This is a genomic window from Rhizobium sp. N122, assembly GCF_002211295.1.
GTDB lineage: Bacteria > Pseudomonadota > Alphaproteobacteria > Rhizobiales > Rhizobiaceae > Rhizobium.
Genome location: NZ_LOKU01000029.1, coordinates 23,173 through 41,479 on the forward strand (window position 1 = coordinate 23,173; position 18,307 = coordinate 41,479).

The following is an 18,307-nucleotide window of genomic DNA, read 5'->3' on the forward strand; positions in this document are numbered from 1 at the left end:
GAGAAGGGCTTCCACGACTCAGGTCGTTTGGGGGCCTTTTTCTTTTGCGGTTTCAGTCTCCTTGTTTGCTCTCCTCGGCGAGGAATTGCGCATAGAGCGCATCCAGCCTGCTGGAGAGAAATTCCCCGAAGCGGCCGGCATTCCTAGCTTTCATCGAGAGCGAGAACGCCTTGCCGTCATTCTTCATTTCCGCCTGAACCGCCTTATCTCGCGGCTGCCATTTCACCTTCCTTGCCGCTGACGTTTTCTTCACCGGCCGCGCGCTTTTGTTCAGCGCCGCATAGAGCGATTCGAAACGTTTGTCGGAAGGTAGCTGATGAAAGCTGTCGTCCTGCAGGACCTGGGCGACGCTTGCTGCATTGGCCGATTTGCCGGCGAGCAGCGAAAGCTCCACCCAGCGTTCGCGGCCGATGCCGGGTGCGGGGCCGATCGTCTGGACGACCTCCGGCGAGATGCGATCCATCACCGATATCATTTTCGAGACCGACGCCGCATTGGCGGCAAGGGCTGTCGAAATGACCTCCCTGTCGTATCCCAGTTCTTCCAGCCGCCCGGCGAAGAGCGCCCGTTCGATGAAGGTGAGATCGGCGCGGGCCGAATTCTCCTGGCCCTGGGCGATGACATGGGTGCGGTCGTCGATCGCCTTGACGACGGCCCTGACATTGCGGCCGAGCTCGCGGGCGGCCCGCAGCCGCCGATGGCCGAAGACCACTTGATAGTGTCCGTCGATCCTGGCGTGGGGGCGCACAAGAATGGGCGTGTCCTGGCCGCGCGCACGGATCGCTTCGACCAGCGCGCGGAATTCCTCGTCATCTTCAGACAGGCGGTCCTTGACGAAGGAGACCTCGACGACATCGGGATCGAGATCGACGACCGCCTCGCCCTCCAGGAATTTTTCCGCCTGCTTGGCGAGTTCGTCCAGCGAGCGGACGAGCGACCGGCCCGCCCCGCGCATCGGATAGTTCGGCGCGCCTGCACTCTCGTCGGGCATGTCGGTCAGCCCTTCCAGCAGATTCTTTCGTGCCATCACGTCCTCCGATTGCGGTCAATCAATTGATTCAGTTAAAGGAAACAGCGAATTTGTCAGCCGACAAATCACCGCCCCCATGCTCGATGAATAAGCTCGGCGATCTCGGCGTTGACGGCGTCCATCGCCTCCAGCGCCCGGTCATAGGTTCCCCGGTTCATCGACGACCGTTCGACCTCGTAGAGCGTCTGCTTGGTAATCCCGGCATCCGAGATCGCCGTCGACTTGAGCATCTGCTGCTTCAGCATGAATTCGTGGAACATCGTCGACATGAAACCGACCATCTGCGCCTGCGGCACGTCGGTCGGTTCGTAGCGGGTGATGAGATAGCGATACCAGGACAGGTTCACTTCGGCGCCGGCCGCACGGATCGGCTTCAGGATTCCGCCGAGCATCAGCAGGAACTGACCCATCGACATGACGTCGAGCATCTGCGGATGGATGGTGATCAGCACGCTGGTCGCCGCCGTCAGCGCCGTCAGCGTCAGGTAACCCAGCTGCGGCGGGCAATCGATGACGACGACATCATAGCGGTCATCGACTTCGGCAAGTGCCCGCGAAATGCGGGTGAAGAAGGTCTTGCCGTCATTGCTCGACTTGTCGGCCATCGCAAGCGGCGTGTCGTATTCATATTCCTGCAGGTCGAGATTGGCCGGCACGATATCGAGGCCTGGAAAGTTCGTCTTATGGATGATGTCAGAGAGCTTCTTCTTCTCGCCGTCGTAGCGGATCGCTTCATAAAGGGACGAGGCCTGGTCGAACTCCGGCTGGAAGCCATGCAGGGAAGAGAGCGATGCCTGCGGATCGAGATCGACGGCCAGAACACGGTGGCCGGTCAACGCCAGATGCTGGGCTAGATGGGCCGCCGTCGTCGTCTTGCCCGAGCCGCCCTTGAAATTGACGACCGCCAGTACCTGCAGCTTCTCATGGCTGCGGCGATGGGGAACATACATGCGGCTCTCGGAGCGGCCGTGGACATCGAGATAGCGTCGGAGCTCCAGCATCTGCTCGGCGCTATAGGAGCGCCGCCCGGAAGGTGAGGTCTGCGGGCAGGGGCCCTTGCCTTCGAGATGCAGCTTCTTCAGCGTGCTTTGCGAGGCACCGACATAATTGGCGACCTCCGCCAGGGAGAAGTTGCGCAGAGTCTTCTTGGCATTGGGCGGAAAGCGCTGCACGCTGAGCAGATGCAGCTTCTTTGAAATCACGTCGCCATGCTCGAGGATCTGATCCTCGAAATGCAACGGCGCCGTCTTCAAGGCCGTCAAATTAGCGTTCATCGGCAGCAATCTTTCGGATAACGATTTTCGGGATCAAAAGCCCCTCTAACCGTTATTATCCGCGATTCTCCGATGCCGGCCAAGAATTTTAAGGTTAACGTATATTAACCTTTTCAGCGCTGGTTCAAGCACTGGGCGGATGCTGCCCGGACGTCGGCGCACCAAGAAATTTCACGGCCGGGGCGCGGAAAACGCGCTCCCGGCCGCCGCCCGGCCGAAGGGGAGGGGGCAATCGGCCGGCTCAGTTCAGCGGGGTTTCACCGGAGGTGATCCGCTGTTCGTCCGCCCCGAACAGGTGGACCGTGTCGTGGATGGGCGCGATCCTCAGCACGTCGCCAGGGGCGGCCCTGATCCGTTCCCGAAAGACGCAGGTGAGCGTCTGTGTGCCCAACCGAACGATAACAAGCGTTTCCGAACCCGTCGGCTCCACGACGACAGTCGTTACCTCGATGCCGTCGGGATCAAGCCTGATATGCTCGGGCCGGATGCCATAGGTCACGGCATCGCTCGGGCGGCGCTCGCTCGGCAGCAGCAGGCCGTCGGCGGTTTTGAAGCCGCCTTCCGTCATGCTGCCCTGGATGAAATTCATCGCCGGCGAGCCGATGAAACCGGCGACGAAAAGATTGTTCGGCCGATCGTAGAGTTCCAGCGGCGAGCCCGACTGCTCGATCAGCCCGTCCTTCATGACGACGATCTTGTCGGCCATGGTCATGGCTTCGATCTGGTCGTGGGTGACGTAGATGGTGGTCGTCTGCAGCCGCTGATGCAGTTCCTTGATCTCCGAGCGCATCTGCACCCGGAGTTTGGCGTCGAGGTTCGACAGCGGCTCGTCGAACAGGAAGACCGCCGGGTCGCGCACTATCGCCCGGCCCATGGCGACGCGCTGCCTCTGGCCGCCGGACAATTGCTTTGGATATCTTTCGAGAAGATTTTCGAGGCCGAGGATCTTGGCGGCATTACCGACCCGCTGGTCGATCTCCGTCCTCGGCATGCGTTTCAGCCGCAGGGAAAAGCCCATATTCTTGGCGACCGTCATATGCGGATAGAGCGCGTAGTTCTGGAACACCATGGCGATGTCGCGATCCTTGGGCGCAAGCTCGTTGACGATATGCTTGCCGATCTGGATCTTGCCCGAGGTGATGCCTTCGAGGCCGGCGATCATCCGCAAAAGGGTGGATTTTCCGCAGCCGGATGGGCCGACCAGAACGACGAACTCGCCGTCGCCGATGTCGACCGATACGCCTTTGATGGCTTTGAACGCGCCGTAATCCTTGCGCGCATTGTTGACCGAAACATGGGCCATGACAGTCCTCCCGAATTCGTCGTCAAAGTCCGCTCAGGACCGTTTTGAGATAAGTGAGGCCGAGACGCTCGCCCTCCTTGCGCGCAGCAAGATCCTTGCCGGGCCAGCCATAGGCGGCGTCCTCGTGCTCGATCGACAGCGTGCCGTCAAAGCCATGCCCGCGCGCCTGGCGCAGGAAGCGCGGCCAGTCGAGAAGACCTTGCCCCGGCAGCTTGTATTGCCACCAGCCCTTGCCGTGATAGCCGACAGCCTGCAGCACCTCATTGTCGATCGCCGTATCCTTGGCGTGCAGGATGGCGATGCGGTCTTTTACCGCCTCCATCGCCTGATAGGGGTCGACGCCGATGCGGATGAGGTGTGAGGGATCGAATTCCAGGCCGAAGCGGCGATCTTCGATCCTGCGAAATAGCTCTTGCCATCCTCTCGGCGTCGTACCGATAAAATGGTCCTTCGGTCCCGGCCAATTCTCGATCGCGAAGGTGAGGCCGGAGGACTGCGTCTTTCCGATCAACGCGTTTGCGAAATCGGCGAAGTCGTCATAATTGGCCTCCTCGCCGGCGCTGTCGTCGCGGCCCGGGAAGATCACGAAGATCGGGACGCCGGCCTCGCCGATCGCCTCGGCAAAATCGGCGGTCCTTGCCCGCAGTTCCCGGCGTTTGTCGCGGTCGGCGTCGAGCTGATTGCCGAAATAGGTGATCGAAGAGACGAAGAGATTGCGGCTGCGGGCAAGCGTGACGGCTGCCTCCACCTGATCCGGCGTTTTGATATGGCCGCCGACATCGATTTCGATCGCGTCGAACCCCGCCGACGCCGCGAAATCCACCACTTCTTCAAGCGGGCGATCATTGAATGTCGAGGTGTAAAAGCCGATCTTCATCAAAATCCTCCCATCTTCACCAGTCCCTGGCGCCTTGCCGGCCGGTTCAACTGTTCAGGCGATCCATGTTTTTCAGCGGCGAACGCGTGCGTTGAACCACATCCGCCGATGCGAGCATGAGGGCCGCCGCCATCGGCATGGCGGCGGCGCCCATGGCCGAGGCATCCTCGCCAATTGAGGCGCGATGCAGCGAGGGCAGGGTGGTGTCTTCGGGGTCGAGATGCTCGTGCACATAGCGCAGCAGCTCGTCGACGATGCGGATCGGCAGCCGGCCGCCGACGAGGACGGCGTCGGGATCGACGATCAAGCCGATATGCTTGACGGCGACGGCCAGATGCGCGCTCATTTCCTTCAGCCACTGCGAAACCAGGCGCCTGCCATGCGCATCGAGCGTCAGCAGATCGTGCGGAACACTCACCTCGATATCGTGGCGCGCAAGAAAATCATAAAGGGAAAACAGCGAGAATATTTCGCCGAGAAGCTGGACCTTGTGGGCCTTTTCGTCCCGGCCGTCGGCAATGGGAAGCCAGCCTATTTCGCCGCTGAGGCCCATGGCGCCGCGATGGCCGTTGCCGTCAAGCACGAGACCGCCGCCGGGGCAGGCATTGATGGCGATATAGAAGAAGCTGCTGCTCTCGGCGCCGAGGCCGTAATCGAGCTCCGCAAGGGCTGCCGCATTGGCCTCGTTTTCGATGAAAACGGGATGTTGCGTCAGGTTCTCCAGTGCGGCGCGCACATCGAATGCGGTCCATTCCTGATAGGCCCTGGGCTTGCCGAGCAGCGAAATTTCGCCGAGCCAATCCGGCATCGCCAGGCCGATGCCGGCGAGCCGCGCATCATCGATCAGCCGGCTGCGCTGGAAATGCGAAATCGCATCTGATGTCAGCTGCAGGAATTCCGCCGGCAGGATGAAGCGCTTTTCGTGATGCACGCGGGCGCGCACATTGCCGACGGCGTCGACCGCCAGGATCGTCAGATGGTCGCGGTCGATGTTGATGCCGATCGCAAAACAGGCATCCGGATTGATCTCGAGTTCGATCGCCGGCTGGCCTCTCAGCCCATGCCGTCGGCGGGCTTCCATGATCAGCCCCTCATCCAGCAGCCGATCGACGATGCGGGCGATGGCCGGTTTGGTAAACCCGGTGCGCCTCGCGATTTCGGCGCGCGAAATCGGCGCCTGGCGATGGATGCAGCGCAGGACGACCGCCCTGTTATGCTCGCCGGCATCCTCGACATTGGCGCCGGTCAGATCGGGCGACGGCCTGGCGCCGAGTGTCTGGTTCATAGGGTCGAATCCTTCATCAATCATCGAGACTGAACCGATCCTCATCCCTTCACCGCGCCGCTGGTCATCGCGCCGAGGATCAGCCTCTGGAGCGACAGGGAGGCCACGATCGCCGGAACGACCGAGATCAGGCAGGCGGCGGCAAGCAGCTGGATGGACGAGTCGGTCTGCATGCCGCGGAAGTTAAAGATTCCGACGCCGATCGGCATCAGGTCATTTTTGGTGAGCAGCAGGAAAGGCACAAGGAATTGCGACCAGCCGCCGATCACCGTGATGATGAAGACCGAAGCGATACCCGGCGCCGACAGGGGCAGGATGATACGCCAGAACACCGAAAACCGGTTGCAGCCGTCGATCATGGCGGCTTCGTCGAGGCTGCGCGGAATGCCGTCGACCGTACTCTTCAACAGCCAGGTCGCCAGCGGAACGCCGAGCGCGATATAGACCATGACGACGGCAAAATGCGTGTCGAGCATGCCGAGCCGGTTCATGTAGCGGTAGAGCGGCACCATGATGACAAGCGGCGAGATCATCTGGAAGAGCAGGAGCCCCATCATCGACAGGCCCTTGCCGCGGAACTGAAAGCGGGAAAAGGCGTAAGCCGCGGGCAGCGCCACGATCAGCACGCCGATCCCGCTCAGGGCCGCGAGCTTGAGGCCGTTCCAGAGATAGATCGGAAAATAGCTGTTGTTCAGCACGGTGATGAAATTGTCGATCGTCGGGTTCTGAGGAATATAACGCGCCGCGCCGCGATAGATTTCGCGCTTGTCACGCATCGCCATCGACAGGAGATAGGTGAGGGGGCCGGCGAAGAAGACGAACATCACCAGCATGAAGAGATAGCTCAGGGCGTCGCCAAGCCTGGTTCCGGTCCTCCCGCTCATTGCTCCTCCTCCTTCGGCAGGAACGAGGCATAGACGAAGGCAAGCCCGAGGCTGATGATCAGCATCAGCACCGAGAGCACACTGCCGCCGGAGAGATCGTAGTTTCTGAAGACGATGTTGAAGGCGTAGAGCGAGATCACCTCCGTCGCCCGCCCCGGACCGCCGCCGGTCAGCGTGATGATCGCATCGAAGGTGTTTACCGTCTGGATGGTGATGAGGATCATATTGACGAGGATGGCGGCGCGCAGCTGCGGCAGGGTGACGAAGAAGAACTGCTGCGAGGCCGTCGCGCCATCGACCTCGGCTGCTTCATAGAGCGAGGGATCGATCGCCTTCAGCGCCGCATACATGACGACCATGGAGAAGGCCGTGCCGCGCCAGATGTTGGAGATCAGCGTCGACCATGGCGCCATGGCGGGATCGGAAAGCCAGGCGACGGTTGGCATATGCAGCAATCTCAGAATGCTGTTCAGCGCGCCGTAAGGCGCTTCGGAAAACAGCATCTGCCAGATGATGCCGCCGGCAATGCCCGGCACGACCCAGGCGATCAGCGCTGTCGTCCTCAGGATGGTGGTGCCGAACAGGCCGCGTTTTTCGCCGCGAATGACGGTGACGGCGACTGCAAGGCCGAGGATCTGCTGGCCGATGACGCTGCCGCCGACGAAGATCAGCGTCGCCCATAAAATGTCGGGCAGCTGCGGTGAGCTCAAGGCATTGACGATCGAGCCCAGCGTATAGTCCTGGGTGTCGCCGATCAGGGTCGCATTGGTGAAGGAAAGCCGGAAAACGTCGATGACGGGGTAGAGGTAGAAGATGCCGATGACGACGATCACGGGCATGATCCAGGGCAGCGGCGCCCCGGCGAAACGGCGCATGAACGTTCTGCTTTGAGGCGGGCTGTCAGCCTCGATGGCAATTGGGCTCATTGGCTTCCCTGTCCTGACTTGGCAAAGCCGGCGGCGCCTGCAGGCAGGCGCCGCCGCTGTCTGGAGCGGTGGAGATAGTTGCCCTCACCCTAACCCTCTCCCCGCTCACGGGGAGAGGGGACGTGCCCTACGAGGCGCTTGTGAGGGACGGAGAGCTTGCGGCATCTTCCCTTCTCCCCGCGGGCGGGGAGAAGGTGGCGGCAGCCGGATGAGGGGCTGCTCTCGCCAATCTCCCGAACCTAACCACAGCATCACAGACGCTTGTAAGCCTCCATCGCCGCGCTGAATGCGGCATCCAGGGCTTCTTCCGGCTTTTTGGTCCCAGAGAGCACGTCGCCCATCATGATCTGGATCTGGTTGGAGATCTCCGGATAGATCGGCACGCCCGGGCGGGCCTGTCCGTCGACCAGCGCCTTGGCGAAGGTCTTGTTGGCTTCGGTCGAGAAGACCTCATACTTGTCGAACAGCGATTTGCGGGTCGGCAACTGCTGCTGCAGCGCATTGGCCGGCCCCATATAAACCTCGCGCGCCAGGTTGGCGCACATCTCGACCTTGTCCTTGTCCTTGCTGAAGGAGGCGATCGTCCAGCCGCCGGTGCCGGTCGAGCGCTGATCGGCCGTCGGGCCGGGGATCGGCGAGAAGGTCCAGTTCTTGAACTCATCTTCGTCGAGCGTGGACTTCAGCTGCGCATATTGCCAGTTGCCGCCGATGAAGAGGGCTGTCGTCGCGGCCGCTGCCGCGGCATTCATGTCGTCGTAATTGGCGATGGTGCTGACGCGTTTCGGAGCCGCGCCGGAATCGACGAGATCCTTGAAATAGTTGAGCGCCTTCAGGAACTTCTCCTTGTTCTCGCCTTCGCCGAAGACCGGCTTTCCGGTATCGTCGACGAGCTTGCCGCCGAGCGCCCAATAGTTCGCCAGCCAGTCGAAGGTCGTGCCCTCCCAGCGCCCGCCGTTGAAGAGCACGCCTTCCATGCCTTCCTTGGTGGAGGCAAGGGCGGCTGCCTTCAGATCGTCCCAGGTCGCAGGCGCATCAGCGACGATCGATTTGTTGCGGTAGAGCACGCGCAAATCCGTATCCCACCACCAGGCCCGTATCGTCTGGTCCTTGTCGGTGATGCCGCTGCGGATGAAAGGGAAAAGGTCGTCCACTTCTTCCTTCGAGAAATAAGGCGTGAAATCGGCCAGCACGTGATTGACCATGAACTGCGACAGCACGAAGGAATCGACGGCGGCGCAATCCGGTGCATTGCCGGCCTTGGCCTGCTCCAGCATCTTGGCTTGTTCGGTGCCGATGTCTGAGGACATGAACTGCATCTGCAGTTTCCAGTCGGGATGCTTCTTGATGAAGTCGACGAAGAGCTTCTGATAGCCCTCGGCGATGGCGGGATCGGAATTGTTCGGGCTGTCGTTGGTCAGGCGGACGACGAGGGATTTTGGTGCATCGGCAAGGCCGATCCGGTCCTTGGTGGCAAGTTCCTGGGCAAATGAAACGGATGCTGAAAATAACATTGTGCTCAGCGCAAATGCGCTGACGGTGGCGCTCTTCATGATGGGTCTCCTCCCCACTTTGAACGAATACAGCCTGGCGGTCGGTTGACCTCTCCTCATTTCCGTGCTGCATTAATTAGATTAAGTTACTTTGATTTGATGTCAAGCCAGAGCTTGTAAAGCCAGACCTTGGGAGGTTGAGATGCTGGCGACGATCAACAGCAGCTAGCGCATATCCCGGCAATTTCCAGAGGAAGAACAGCACGGCAATCGCGATTATGCGCGACGGCCCGGGCTGGCCTGCCCGGCTGCGGAGGCGGCCGGAAATTGAAACTCTATGGAGGAAAAGATGCGTTTACTCATTCTCGGCACCGGCGGCATGGCCAACCAGCATGCCGCGCGGTTCAAGGCGATCGAGGGCGTCAGCGTCGTCGGCGGTGTCGATGTCGTGCCGGAAAGGCTTGCCGCCTTCTGCAGCGAACATGGCATCGCCAATCATTTCAGCTCTCTCGAGGAGGCTCTCGCCTGGGGCGAATTCGACGCGGTTGCCAATGTCACGCCTGACAGCATCCACCACCCGACGACGCTGCAGGCGGTGGCCGCCGGTAAGCATGTCTTCTGCGAAAAGCCGCTTGCGACCGATGCGGTCAAGGCAATGGAGATGACCGAGGCGATCGAACGTTCGGGCAAGGTCGGCATGGTCAATTTCACCTATCGCAATTCGCCCGCCCTGCAGAAAGGCCGGCAGATGGTGCTTGCCGGCGAAATCGGCGCGGTGCGCCATGTCGAGGCATCCCACCTGCAAAGCTGGCTGGTCGGCCGCCACTGGGGCGACTGGAAGAGCGAAAGCAAATGGCTGTGGCGGCTGAGCAAGAAACATGGGTCGAACGGCGCGCTGGGCGATATCGGCATCCATATCGTCGATTTCGCCTCCTACGGTTCCGGCCTCGACATCGCCCATGTCTTCGCCCGGCTAAAGACCTTCGATAAGGTGCCGGGCCATAAGATCGGCGAGTACGATCTCGACGCCAATGACAGCTTCACGATGAATGTCGATTTCACCAACGGGGCGATCGGCACGATCCAGGCGACGCGCACCGCCGCCGGCCAGATGGATCAGCTACGCCTCAGGGTCTATGGCGAAACCGGCTCGATCGAGATGGTCTACGATACCGGGAACTCGACGCTGCGCGCCTGTATTGGCGACGACGTGCACACGGCGACCTGGCGCGACGTGCCCTTCGATCCCGTCGAGACCAATTACCAGCGTTTCGTCCAGGCGGTGCGCGCGGGCAAGACCCAGGAACCGTCCTTCCGCCGCGCCGCCAACATCCAGAAGGTGCTCGACAAGGCGCTGGCCTCCGATCTCAGCCACAAGGACGAAACGCTCGCCTGATCCCGTCCAAAGCGCGTAGCGCCTTGGACGTCACGCCGAAGCCGGCGGCAGAAGCAGGGTGTTGAGGAAGGGCAGGAGCGCGGCACCGAGTGCTACGCCGCCGCCGCTGAAGCTTGCCGGCCGCATCGGCGAAATCCACGGCGTGATGATCGGGCGTGTCGACGTATCGCGCCGCTCGATGGAAAGCTGATGGATCAGCGCCTCGAGCACGCCCTGCGGCAGATCTCCGCCGATCATGACGGTGCTGGGAGCGAAGAAACCGGCCATGGTGATGATCGGATCGAGCAAATGGCCGGCGGCCTCGCGGATCCATTGCGACAGCAAGGGGCAGGAGAATTCCTCGCCCTTGAGCAGACGGGCGAAGTCGTCATCGCCGATGCGCGAGCGCAGCGCCTGGAAACCGACGACGGTGTTGAGCTGGGCATTGTCGGGCCCGGTCACCATTTCGCCGATGCTGCCCGCCCGCCTGTGCACGCCGGAATAGGGCGCGCCGCGGATGAGGAAGCCCGCCTGTACGTCGTCGTCGATGATGATCATCGCGAGCCCCCCTTCCGGAAGGGCGCTGCCGATCGTGCGCTCAGCTAGAAGGCTCGCCGTGCACTCGTTTTCGACATAGGGACGCGCGATGGTCGATATGGCGGCGATCGCGTCGCTCTCATCTTCCGTCCAGTTGTTGGTGGCGATGCCGAGCCCGATGACCGGCAGGTCGGCATGCCGATCGACCATGTCACGGGCGGCCGCATGCACCCGCCTGACCTTTTCTGTCGGCTCCACGTCGAAATAGGCCCGGTCATGCACCTGGCCGCTCAGATCGACGAGCACGATCTCGCCGCGCCGTTGGCGAAGCTTGACCCCGACCGAAAACGCGCCTTCCGGCCGCAATGCGAATTCCGTCGCCGTGGCGCCGCCGCCAAGGCCGTTGCGCCGGTTCGAGGTGACGAGCTTTTCCTCCGCCAGTCGCCGCAGAATATTAGTGATGCCGGGCCCGGTCAGCCCGCTATGCCGGCCAAGCTCGGTGCGCGTCAGCGGCCCATGCCTGCGGACCGCTTCCAGGATGACGCGAATATTCCGGTCGGCGATCTCCCCCGACCGCAGACCCACCGTTTTGACGCGCGGACCGCCCATCTCCTGGGTATGAAGCCGACGCGGCCCTGACCGAAGATACCGCATGACCGCCTTTCCTAGAGCACTATTCGGTTGTGTATCACGCTTGCAGGTGTTCGTAACGATTTTACAGTAGGTGGTGTAACGAAGGGCCTCGACTCTACACAGTTAAGATGCGCTCGGAATTACTTACGTGGAGCGTTGAATTCAACCGATGACCGATGAGCATTCTCCCGCCACTGACGGTGACCCAAACGCCGCCCAGCCAATCCTCGTTCTGCGAGGGAGCGTTAGATACCTCCTCATGATCCTTGGCGTCCTGGCACTCTGTTTCGTCTACCTCTTGCTTATCGCCCTTGGGCAGATCGAAATGAGCAGGCCGACGAGCGGTGTCGGAGAGGGCTTGTTTGCGATCGTCTTCCTCGCCCTCATCGTCTATGTTGTGGCAAAGGCTCGGAAGGTGGATTTCACCAAGCCCCTAATGGTGATCGGGCCCGACGGCATCGCCGGTCAAAGGCTGCCGAAGCGCATCCCTTGGCCGATGATCGAACGCGTGGATGTCCCTCAGGTCTGGTGGGCGGGATTCATTTATCTGACTGTGCGCAAGGACGCTGATCCGGAAATACTTGAAGTGTTGCGCAAGCGGCAGCCTCTTGAAAGGACCGTCGCGATATCGCACAGATGGGTTCCGGGGTTCAGTTCAAGCGAAGTCAAGGACATCGTGAATCGCTACTTTGAACGCTCACGACAAAGCTGAAGCGGCTTCCGGCGGCTCACCCCCGATGTCACTCCGGCCGACCTTAGGATTTAGTAGCTGCAAGGGCGATCGTTGCCGAAGCCGTCCCGGCAGGCGGGTCTCAGCCCATAGTCGACGCTGCTGTATCCCACCGAGCCCGTCTGCACTGAGTCGGTCGAGCTTGTCGTGCAGGACGATGAGACGGCAACCATGATGATGGCTGCGACGGCTGCCAATGATTTGCGAATTTGACGCATCTTACCCTCCCGTGGATGCTCGAAACCGGCAATTCCAGCATGAATCGAAGGAAATAGTGCGGATCCGGCGAGCGGTAACCGGGGCTGACGATCAAGATTTCGTTATTCGTTGGGCCAATCAGCCGCTTCAAACCGAGGACTGCCGTGTCCCGCTTTCCTCTCTTGACGCCAAATCAAAGTTACTTAATCTAAGACTCGGCAGGCTTGCTGGGAGGAGGGCCGGCAATTCGCGATGTCTGTCGCGCCATCTTCATCTCCCGAAGCCATGATTCCGGACCTTTTGCCGCCGATTTTTGAACAGGATAAGCCATGCCCCTGACCATTGCCCAACGCCTCGATCGCCTGAAAGTCCGCATTGCCGAGCTGGCGCATTGGCGGGATCGACAGAGTGCTGCGATCGATGGCTGGACCTTCGAAGGCGAGCCGATCGCTCATCATCAGGACTGGCCGCATCGGCAGGGCGTAGTGCATTTTGCCGCGAATGCGGAGGCGCCGGCGGGCTGGCCGCTCGAAGATATCCGCCTGCAGCTCGATCTCGGCGGCGAGAGCCTGATCACGCTGAGCTATCCCGATGGTCAAAGCGAGACATTCGGGCTCGATCCCTACCACCAGGAATTTCCGGTCAAGGGTCGCCGCTTTTCGATTGCGACGGAAAGCGTTGCTCGCTTTCCGTTCGGGGAGCCGAACCGGGCGCCGCGGCTGAACAAGGCGCGGCTGATCTGGCTCGATGGCCCGGCGCATCGCCTGCATCTTCTGTTGAAGCAGGTTTCAGAGGCGATCGAGGTGCTCGGCGAGCATGAAGTCGTGCCGCATCTGGTCGATGCTTCCGAGCAGGCCTTGCGCAGCCTCGACTGGCCATCGGATACGGCGGCTTACGTCTCCCGCACCTCCAATGCCGTGATGCAGCAGAAGATCTGGGAACTGCCGGAGCTTGAGGCGAACCCGGCAGGTCTCTCCGACGAGCAGAGTGCTTCGGCGGCTTCCGCCTTCGAGCTGCTGACGGCGCGGTTGAAGGAATTGCAGAAGCGCTTTCCGCCGAATGGCGAGCTGCTGCTGACCGGTCATGCGCATATCGACCTCGCCTGGCTCTGGCCCTATCGCGAGACGCGGCGAAAGATGCGGCGCACCTTCAACACGGCGCTGTCGCTGATGGAGCGATCGGCCGATTTCCGCTTCAACCAGTCGACTGCCCATTATTACGCGCAGATGGAAGAGGAGGATCCGGAGCTTCTCGAACGGATCAAGAAGAAGGTCGCCGAAGGAAAGTGGGAAACCGTCGGCGGCATGTGGGTGGAGCCCGATACCAACATGCCCACGGGCGAAAGCCTCGTCCGCCAGGTTCTCTATGGCCAGCGTTATTTCGAAAAGACCTTCGGCACCCGCCATACGGTGTGCTGGCTGCCGGATTGCTTCGGTTTCTCCGGCGCCCTGCCGCAGATCCTGAAACAGGGCGGCATCGACAGCTTCTTCACCATCAAGGTCAACTGGAGCGAGACCAATCATATCCCTTCCGATCTCTTCTGGTGGAAGGGCCTCGACGGCAGCCAGGTGCTGACCCACACCTTCGACAATCCGATGCAGGGATATAACGGCTTCGTGCAGGCAGATTGCTATCTGCCGACATGGAAGAATTTCCGCGGCAAGGTGCAGCACGACACCTCGCTTCTGGCCGTCGGCTACGGGGACGGCGGCGGCGGCGTGACGCCTGATATGGTGGAGCGCGAGGTGCAGCTGCGCGATTTTCCCGCCATCCCGCAGGCGCGCTGGGGCACCGTCAAAAGCTTCTATGAGAAGGCGCATCAGACCGCGGCGGAAAAGAACCTCCCCGTCTGGGACGGCGAGATCTATCTCGAACTGCACCGCGCCACGCTGACGACGCAGAGCGGTGTCAAGCGCAAGCACCGCCAGGCGGAGCGTGCGCTGATCACCGCCGAAACGCTAGCTTCGCTCGCCCATATGCTGGGTGCCGACAAGCCGAAAAGCCTCGAAGCGGATTGGCGCGTGGTGTTGAAAAACGAATTCCACGATATCCTGCCGGGATCGAGCATCCGCGAGGTCTACCAGGATGCGGAGCAGGAACTCGGTGGCGTCCTCGACAACGCCAAATCCGAGCAGGCAAAGGCCGTGCAGGCGCTGTCGTCCCATCTGCCGAAGGGCGGTGTTGCCGATGCTCTGATCGTCGTTAATCCGTCGCTTGCGCCGCGGCCGGTCAGCGCCACGCTTGCCGACGGCACCGTCGTTTCGGCCGGCGATATCGTTGCCCCCTTGTCCGTCGCGGTCTTCGACAGGCAGGCGCTGCAGCCGGCGGGCGGGCTGAAGGCCGGCCCCGGGCGCCTCGAAAACGACCATCTCGCCGTCGTCATCGGCAAGGACGGCGCGGTTGCAAGCCTTGTCCACAAGGCGACGGGCCGCGAAGCGGTCGACGGTTCGGCAAACCAGCTCTGGGTCTATCCGGCCGACAAGCCGCGCAATTGGGACGCCTGGGATATCGACGCCGATTATGCCGAAAAGGCCGTCCGGCTCGATACGCCCGAAAGCATCTCCCTCGTCGAAAGCGGCCCGCACCGCGCGGCGATCCGCGTCGTCCATCGTTATCGCAATTCGAGCGTCACCCAGACTTACGTGTTGACGGCCAATGCCAGGCGGCTCGACATCGAAACGACGATCGATTGGCACGACCGGCGCACCCTGCTGCGCACCCTCAACCCGGTCGACGTAAAGGCCCGGAAAGCAACGTTCGAATGCGCTTACGGCATCGTCGAGCGGGCGACGCATACCAACACTTCCTGGGAGCAGGCAATGTTCGAGGCCGTCGCCCATCGTTTCGTCGATATCAGCGAGCCGGGTTTCGGCGTCGCCCTGCTCAACAATGCCAAATACGGCCACAGCGCCCGCGGCAATGTGATCGGCATGAGCCTCGTGCGCGGGGCGATCTATCCCGATCCGTTGGCCGATGAAGGCGAGCAGAGCTTTACCTATGCGCTGATGCCGCATGAAGGCGCCTGGCATGAAGGCAGCGTGCTTGATGAGGCGATCGATCTCAACCAGCCGCTTGTGGCGACCGAAGCCAGGGGTCTCTCCACAAGCACTTTCACACCGCTCGCGGTTGCCGGCACGCCCGTCGCCTTTTCGGGCCTGAAACCGGCCGAAGAGGGCGATGGCCTGATCCTGCGCCTCTACGAACCCGCCGGCCGGCGCGGCCGCCTCTCTGTCGCCCTGCCGTCCGGATGGTCGGCCTCGCAGCCGCTCAACATTCTTGAAGAGCCGATGGACCGGAAAGGCCCCGCCGACATTATGCCGTTTGAGATCCGGACCTGGAAGCTGCAGAAGGCCTAACCCAACCCGTTGGGAGAGCACGCTTCGCTGCTTCGTTGCTGCGGGGTGTTGAACTGAGCCGCCGTGCAATCCGAACCGGTCCGGGCAATCGGGGCGGTTCGCTGCCATATCCACTTTCAGCGCACCCTATCCCGATCGCGCATCCAAGTTCCCGGCCCGGCGAAAGGGGAACTTTTTATTATATGTTTATCGACTGTTAGTGGGCCGAGGCCATGGCGACAGTGATCCCTTCGAAGCGGAGGCGATCTCGGAAAGCCGGGCGCGTAGATGGCGGTCGAATGAAGTCGATCACCCATTCCGTGGCGGGCAGGGGATATGAGGACTCCTGTTGCGCTCAGCAGGACCCGATACATGCCCGCAAGCATTTTTTCGCGCATCAGCGCCAAACTGGCCACCCTTTCCGCCATCGGCATTTTTCTGGTGGCGGTGATGCTGCTCACCGTCTGGCAGGGCGGCCAGCACGTCTATGAACGCGCGAAATATCAGGAGGGCCAGCTGGTCGTTTCCCGCGACCTGGTCGATGCCAAGGCTTCATGGCGGGGCATGCAGGTCGGGGTGCGCGATCTGCGTCTCGCCGCCTCCGCCGCCGAGATCGCCAAGGCCGCCGATTACCTCGCGGCCCGCCATCACTCGGTGATCAAATACCTTGACGATGCCATGGGCGGACTGCGGATGCAGGTCAACAGGGACCGGATCGTGAAGCTCAAAACGCTGGCCGAGAGCCTTTTCAACGCTACCGGCGACATGGTCGACATTACCAAGGCAAAACTCGCCCTCAAAGCTGGCGACACTTCCCTCGACGCAAAGGAGAAGGACTCTCAGGCAAAGCTGATGGCGATTTCGGATGAGGCGGCCAAGCTGCTCGACGAAGGAGTGGATTCGGCAAAGGCGATGGCAACAAAGGCTGGGGAGGAGGCGGATGCCGCCGCCGTTCTGGTTCTCTTTCTCAATCTCGGCATCGGCCTGCTGACGATCACCACGCTGATCGGCTCCGCCGTGTTTGGCGCCCGGGCGATTGCAAAGCCGATCGGCCGGATCACCGCGAGCATGAACGAGCTCGCTGGCGGCAATCTCGACGCCGGCATTCCTTTCGCCGGCCGGCGCGACGAAATCGGTGAGATGGCCCGTGCCGTCGAAGTCTTCAAGCAGAACGGCGCCAGGGTGCGCGAACTGGATGCCGCCGGCGCGGATAAGCGGGCCAAAGTCATCGAAATGCAGAAGAGCATCGACACGGTCATCACGGCGGCGGCGGCGGGCGATTTCACGCAGCGTGCGCCTGAGGAGTTCGGCTATCCCGATCTCAATCGCATCGTCATCGGTCTCAATCAGCTCATCGCCTCGGTCGACCGCGGCGTCGCGGAAACCCGCCGGGTCGTCTCGGCGCTCGCGAATGGCGATCTGACCGAGAATATGCGCGGCGAGTTCCAGGGGTCTTTCGCGGAGCTGCAGAACAATGTCAACGCGACGATGACCAACCTGCGCTCCGTGCTCGGCGAGGTGCGGGCGGCCGTCGATATCATCAATGGCGGCGCCGGCGAGATGCGGATCGCCTCCGGAGATCTGTCGCAGCGCACCGAGCAGCAGGCGGCGTCGCTGGAGGAAACCTCCTCCGCCCTGGAGGAGATCACTGTCGCGGTGAAGCACTCCACAGAGCGTGCGTTGGAAGCCAGCCATATGGTCGACGAGGCGAAGAAAGGCACCGGCCAGTCGAGCGACGTCGTCAGTCAGGCCGTTTCGGCCATGGGGCGGATCGAACAGGCTTCGGGCGAAATCGGCAAGATCATCAGCGTCATCGACGAGATCGCCTTCCAGACCAATCTTCTGGCGCTCAATGCCGGTGTCGAGGCGGCGCGTGCCGGCGAGGCCGGCAAGGGCTTTGCCGTCGTGGCGCAGGAGGTGCGCGAACTGGCGCAGCGTTCGGCCAATGCCGCCAAGGACATCAAGGTGCTGATCAACCGCTCCAGCGACGAGGTCCATTCCGGCGTCAAGCTGGTGACGGCGACGGGCGAGGCGCTCGGCCATATCCAGGGCCATGTGGTCAAGATCGACGAGCATGTGCGCTCGATCGCGACGGCCGCCCGCGAACAGTCGACCGGTCTCTCCGAAGTCTCGACTGCCGTCAATCAGATGGATCAGGTGACGCAGCAGAACGCGGCCATGGTCGAGGAATCCACCGCCGCGACCAACCGGCTGGCGGAAGAGGCAGCCAATCTTGCCCGGCTGATCGCCCGTTTCAAGCTGGACGCTGCACAGGCCGCGCCACGTGCTGCCACTCCCCAGAGCAGACCGGTTGCCTCGCCGGCGCGCACACTCGGCCAGAAGCTCGCCGGCGCCTTTGGCGGCCGCACTGCTACGGCGACTGCCGCGGCGGCGTCATGGGAGGAGTTCTGATATCGGCTCGGCCGGCGC

The 18,307-nt window shown here is 61.9% G+C and carries 14 protein-coding genes; 4 read left to right on the forward strand and 10 right to left on the reverse strand.

What is annotated here, in order from left to right; translation table 11 throughout:
- Positions 1-52: 52 nt before the first annotated feature.
- The 8 genes from repB to ATY75_RS20510 form a co-directional block, all read right to left on the reverse strand.
- Positions 53-1,027, reverse strand: coding sequence for a plasmid partitioning protein RepB (gene repB, locus ATY75_RS20475; protein WP_088938952.1), 975 nt, complete (start codon positions 1,025-1,027; stop codon positions 53-55).
- Between the two features lie 68 nt (positions 1,028-1,095).
- Positions 1,096-2,304, reverse strand: a complete 1,209-nt coding sequence (gene repA / locus ATY75_RS20480) for a plasmid partitioning protein RepA (protein WP_088938953.1) — start codon at positions 2,302-2,304, stop codon at positions 1,096-1,098.
- Positions 2,305-2,545: 241 nt separating this feature from the next.
- Positions 2,546-3,607: a sn-glycerol-3-phosphate ABC transporter ATP-binding protein UgpC gene (gene ugpC, locus ATY75_RS20485; protein WP_064844937.1), complete on the reverse strand. Its 1,062-nt coding sequence runs from the start codon at positions 3,605-3,607 to the stop codon at positions 2,546-2,548.
- A gap of 22 nt (positions 3,608-3,629) precedes the next feature.
- Positions 3,630-4,484 carry a sugar phosphate isomerase/epimerase gene (locus ATY75_RS20490; RefSeq protein ID WP_088938954.1) on the reverse strand — a complete coding sequence of 285 codons (855 nt, stop codon included), beginning with the start codon at positions 4,482-4,484 and terminating at the stop codon, positions 3,630-3,632.
- Positions 4,485-4,530: 46 nt separating this feature from the next.
- Positions 4,531-5,769, reverse strand: coding sequence for an ROK family transcriptional regulator (locus tag ATY75_RS20495; RefSeq protein WP_088938978.1), 1,239 nt, complete (start codon positions 5,767-5,769; stop codon positions 4,531-4,533).
- 41 nt (positions 5,770-5,810) lie between these two features.
- On the reverse strand, positions 5,811-6,653 hold the full coding sequence (locus ATY75_RS20500; protein ID WP_088938955.1) for a carbohydrate ABC transporter permease: 843 nt from the start codon (positions 6,651-6,653) through the stop codon (positions 5,811-5,813).
- A complete protein-coding gene (locus ATY75_RS20505; protein ID WP_088938956.1) occupies positions 6,650-7,579 on the reverse strand; it encodes a sugar ABC transporter permease in 930 nt (309 codons plus the stop codon). The genes ATY75_RS20500 and ATY75_RS20505 overlap by 4 nt, the downstream gene beginning before the upstream one ends.
- A gap of 251 nt (positions 7,580-7,830) precedes the next feature.
- Positions 7,831-9,129: an ABC transporter substrate-binding protein gene (locus ATY75_RS20510; RefSeq protein WP_088938957.1), complete on the reverse strand. Its 1,299-nt coding sequence runs from the start codon at positions 9,127-9,129 to the stop codon at positions 7,831-7,833.
- Between the two features lie 289 nt (positions 9,130-9,418).
- Between ATY75_RS20510 and ATY75_RS20515 the strand changes: the two genes are divergently transcribed.
- Entirely contained in the window at positions 9,419-10,465 is a 1,047-nt protein-coding gene (locus ATY75_RS20515) for a Gfo/Idh/MocA family oxidoreductase (RefSeq protein WP_088938979.1), read from the forward strand.
- A 30-nt stretch (positions 10,466-10,495) separates the two neighbouring features.
- On the opposite strand, the gene ATY75_RS20520 is transcribed toward ATY75_RS20515, so the two are convergent.
- Positions 10,496-11,635 carry an ROK family transcriptional regulator gene (locus tag ATY75_RS20520; protein ID WP_088938958.1) on the reverse strand — a complete coding sequence of 380 codons (1,140 nt, stop codon included), beginning with the start codon at positions 11,633-11,635 and terminating at the stop codon, positions 10,496-10,498.
- Positions 11,636-11,873: 238 nt separating this feature from the next.
- On the opposite strand from ATY75_RS20520, the gene ATY75_RS20525 reads away from it, so the two are divergent.
- Positions 11,874-12,326 (forward strand): hypothetical protein, encoded by a 453-nt coding sequence (locus ATY75_RS20525; RefSeq protein ID WP_245317608.1) that lies wholly within the window; start codon positions 11,874-11,876, stop codon positions 12,324-12,326.
- A 50-nt stretch (positions 12,327-12,376) separates the two neighbouring features.
- On the opposite strand, the gene ATY75_RS20530 is transcribed toward ATY75_RS20525, so the two are convergent.
- Positions 12,377-12,562, reverse strand: a complete 186-nt coding sequence (locus ATY75_RS20530; RefSeq protein ID WP_088938960.1) for a hypothetical protein — start codon at positions 12,560-12,562, stop codon at positions 12,377-12,379.
- Positions 12,563-12,871: 309 nt separating this feature from the next.
- Here ATY75_RS20530 and ATY75_RS20535 point away from each other — a divergent pair, with 309 nt between their 5' ends.
- Positions 12,872-15,898: a glycoside hydrolase family 38 C-terminal domain-containing protein gene (locus ATY75_RS20535; protein WP_088938961.1), complete on the forward strand. Its 3,027-nt coding sequence runs from the start codon at positions 12,872-12,874 to the stop codon at positions 15,896-15,898.
- 351 nt (positions 15,899-16,249) lie between these two features.
- The gene (locus ATY75_RS20540) at positions 16,250-18,289 is read left to right on the forward strand and encodes a methyl-accepting chemotaxis protein (RefSeq protein WP_088938962.1); all 2,040 of its coding nucleotides are present in this window, start codon (positions 16,250-16,252) and stop codon (positions 18,287-18,289) included.
- Positions 18,290-18,307 lie beyond the last annotated feature (18 nt).

What these genes read in the sequence shown, in the direction of transcription:
- repB (WP_088938952.1), bottom strand. Translation starts at nt 1,027, where the DNA reads ATGGCACGAAAGAATCTGCTGGAAGGGCTGACCGACATGCCCGACGAG.
- repA (WP_088938953.1), bottom strand. Translation starts at nt 2,304, where the DNA reads ATGAACGCTAATTTGACGGCCTTGAAGACGGCGCCGTTGCATTTCGAG.
- ugpC (WP_064844937.1), bottom strand. Translation starts at nt 3,607, where the DNA reads ATGGCCCATGTTTCGGTCAACAATGCGCGCAAGGATTACGGCGCGTTC.
- ATY75_RS20490 (WP_088938954.1), bottom strand. Translation starts at nt 4,484, where the DNA reads ATGAAGATCGGCTTTTACACCTCGACATTCAATGATCGCCCGCTTGAA.
- ATY75_RS20495 (WP_088938978.1), bottom strand. Translation starts at nt 5,769, where the DNA reads ATGAACCAGACACTCGGCGCCAGGCCGTCGCCCGATCTGACCGGCGCC.
- ATY75_RS20500 (WP_088938955.1), bottom strand. Translation starts at nt 6,653, where the DNA reads ATGAGCGGGAGGACCGGAACCAGGCTTGGCGACGCCCTGAGCTATCTC.
- ATY75_RS20505 (WP_088938956.1), bottom strand. Translation starts at nt 7,579, where the DNA reads ATGAGCCCAATTGCCATCGAGGCTGACAGCCCGCCTCAAAGCAGAACG.
- ATY75_RS20510 (WP_088938957.1), bottom strand. Translation starts at nt 9,129, where the DNA reads ATGAAGAGCGCCACCGTCAGCGCATTTGCGCTGAGCACAATGTTATTT.
- ATY75_RS20515 (WP_088938979.1), top strand. Translation starts at nt 9,419, where the DNA reads ATGCGTTTACTCATTCTCGGCACCGGCGGCATGGCCAACCAGCATGCC.
- ATY75_RS20520 (WP_088938958.1), bottom strand. Translation starts at nt 11,635, where the DNA reads ATGCGGTATCTTCGGTCAGGGCCGCGTCGGCTTCATACCCAGGAGATG.
- ATY75_RS20525 (WP_245317608.1), top strand. Translation starts at nt 11,874, where the DNA reads ATGATCCTTGGCGTCCTGGCACTCTGTTTCGTCTACCTCTTGCTTATC.
- ATY75_RS20530 (WP_088938960.1), bottom strand. Translation starts at nt 12,562, where the DNA reads ATGCGTCAAATTCGCAAATCATTGGCAGCCGTCGCAGCCATCATCATG.
- ATY75_RS20535 (WP_088938961.1), top strand. Translation starts at nt 12,872, where the DNA reads ATGCCCCTGACCATTGCCCAACGCCTCGATCGCCTGAAAGTCCGCATT.
- ATY75_RS20540 (WP_088938962.1), top strand. Translation starts at nt 16,250, where the DNA reads ATGCCCGCAAGCATTTTTTCGCGCATCAGCGCCAAACTGGCCACCCTT.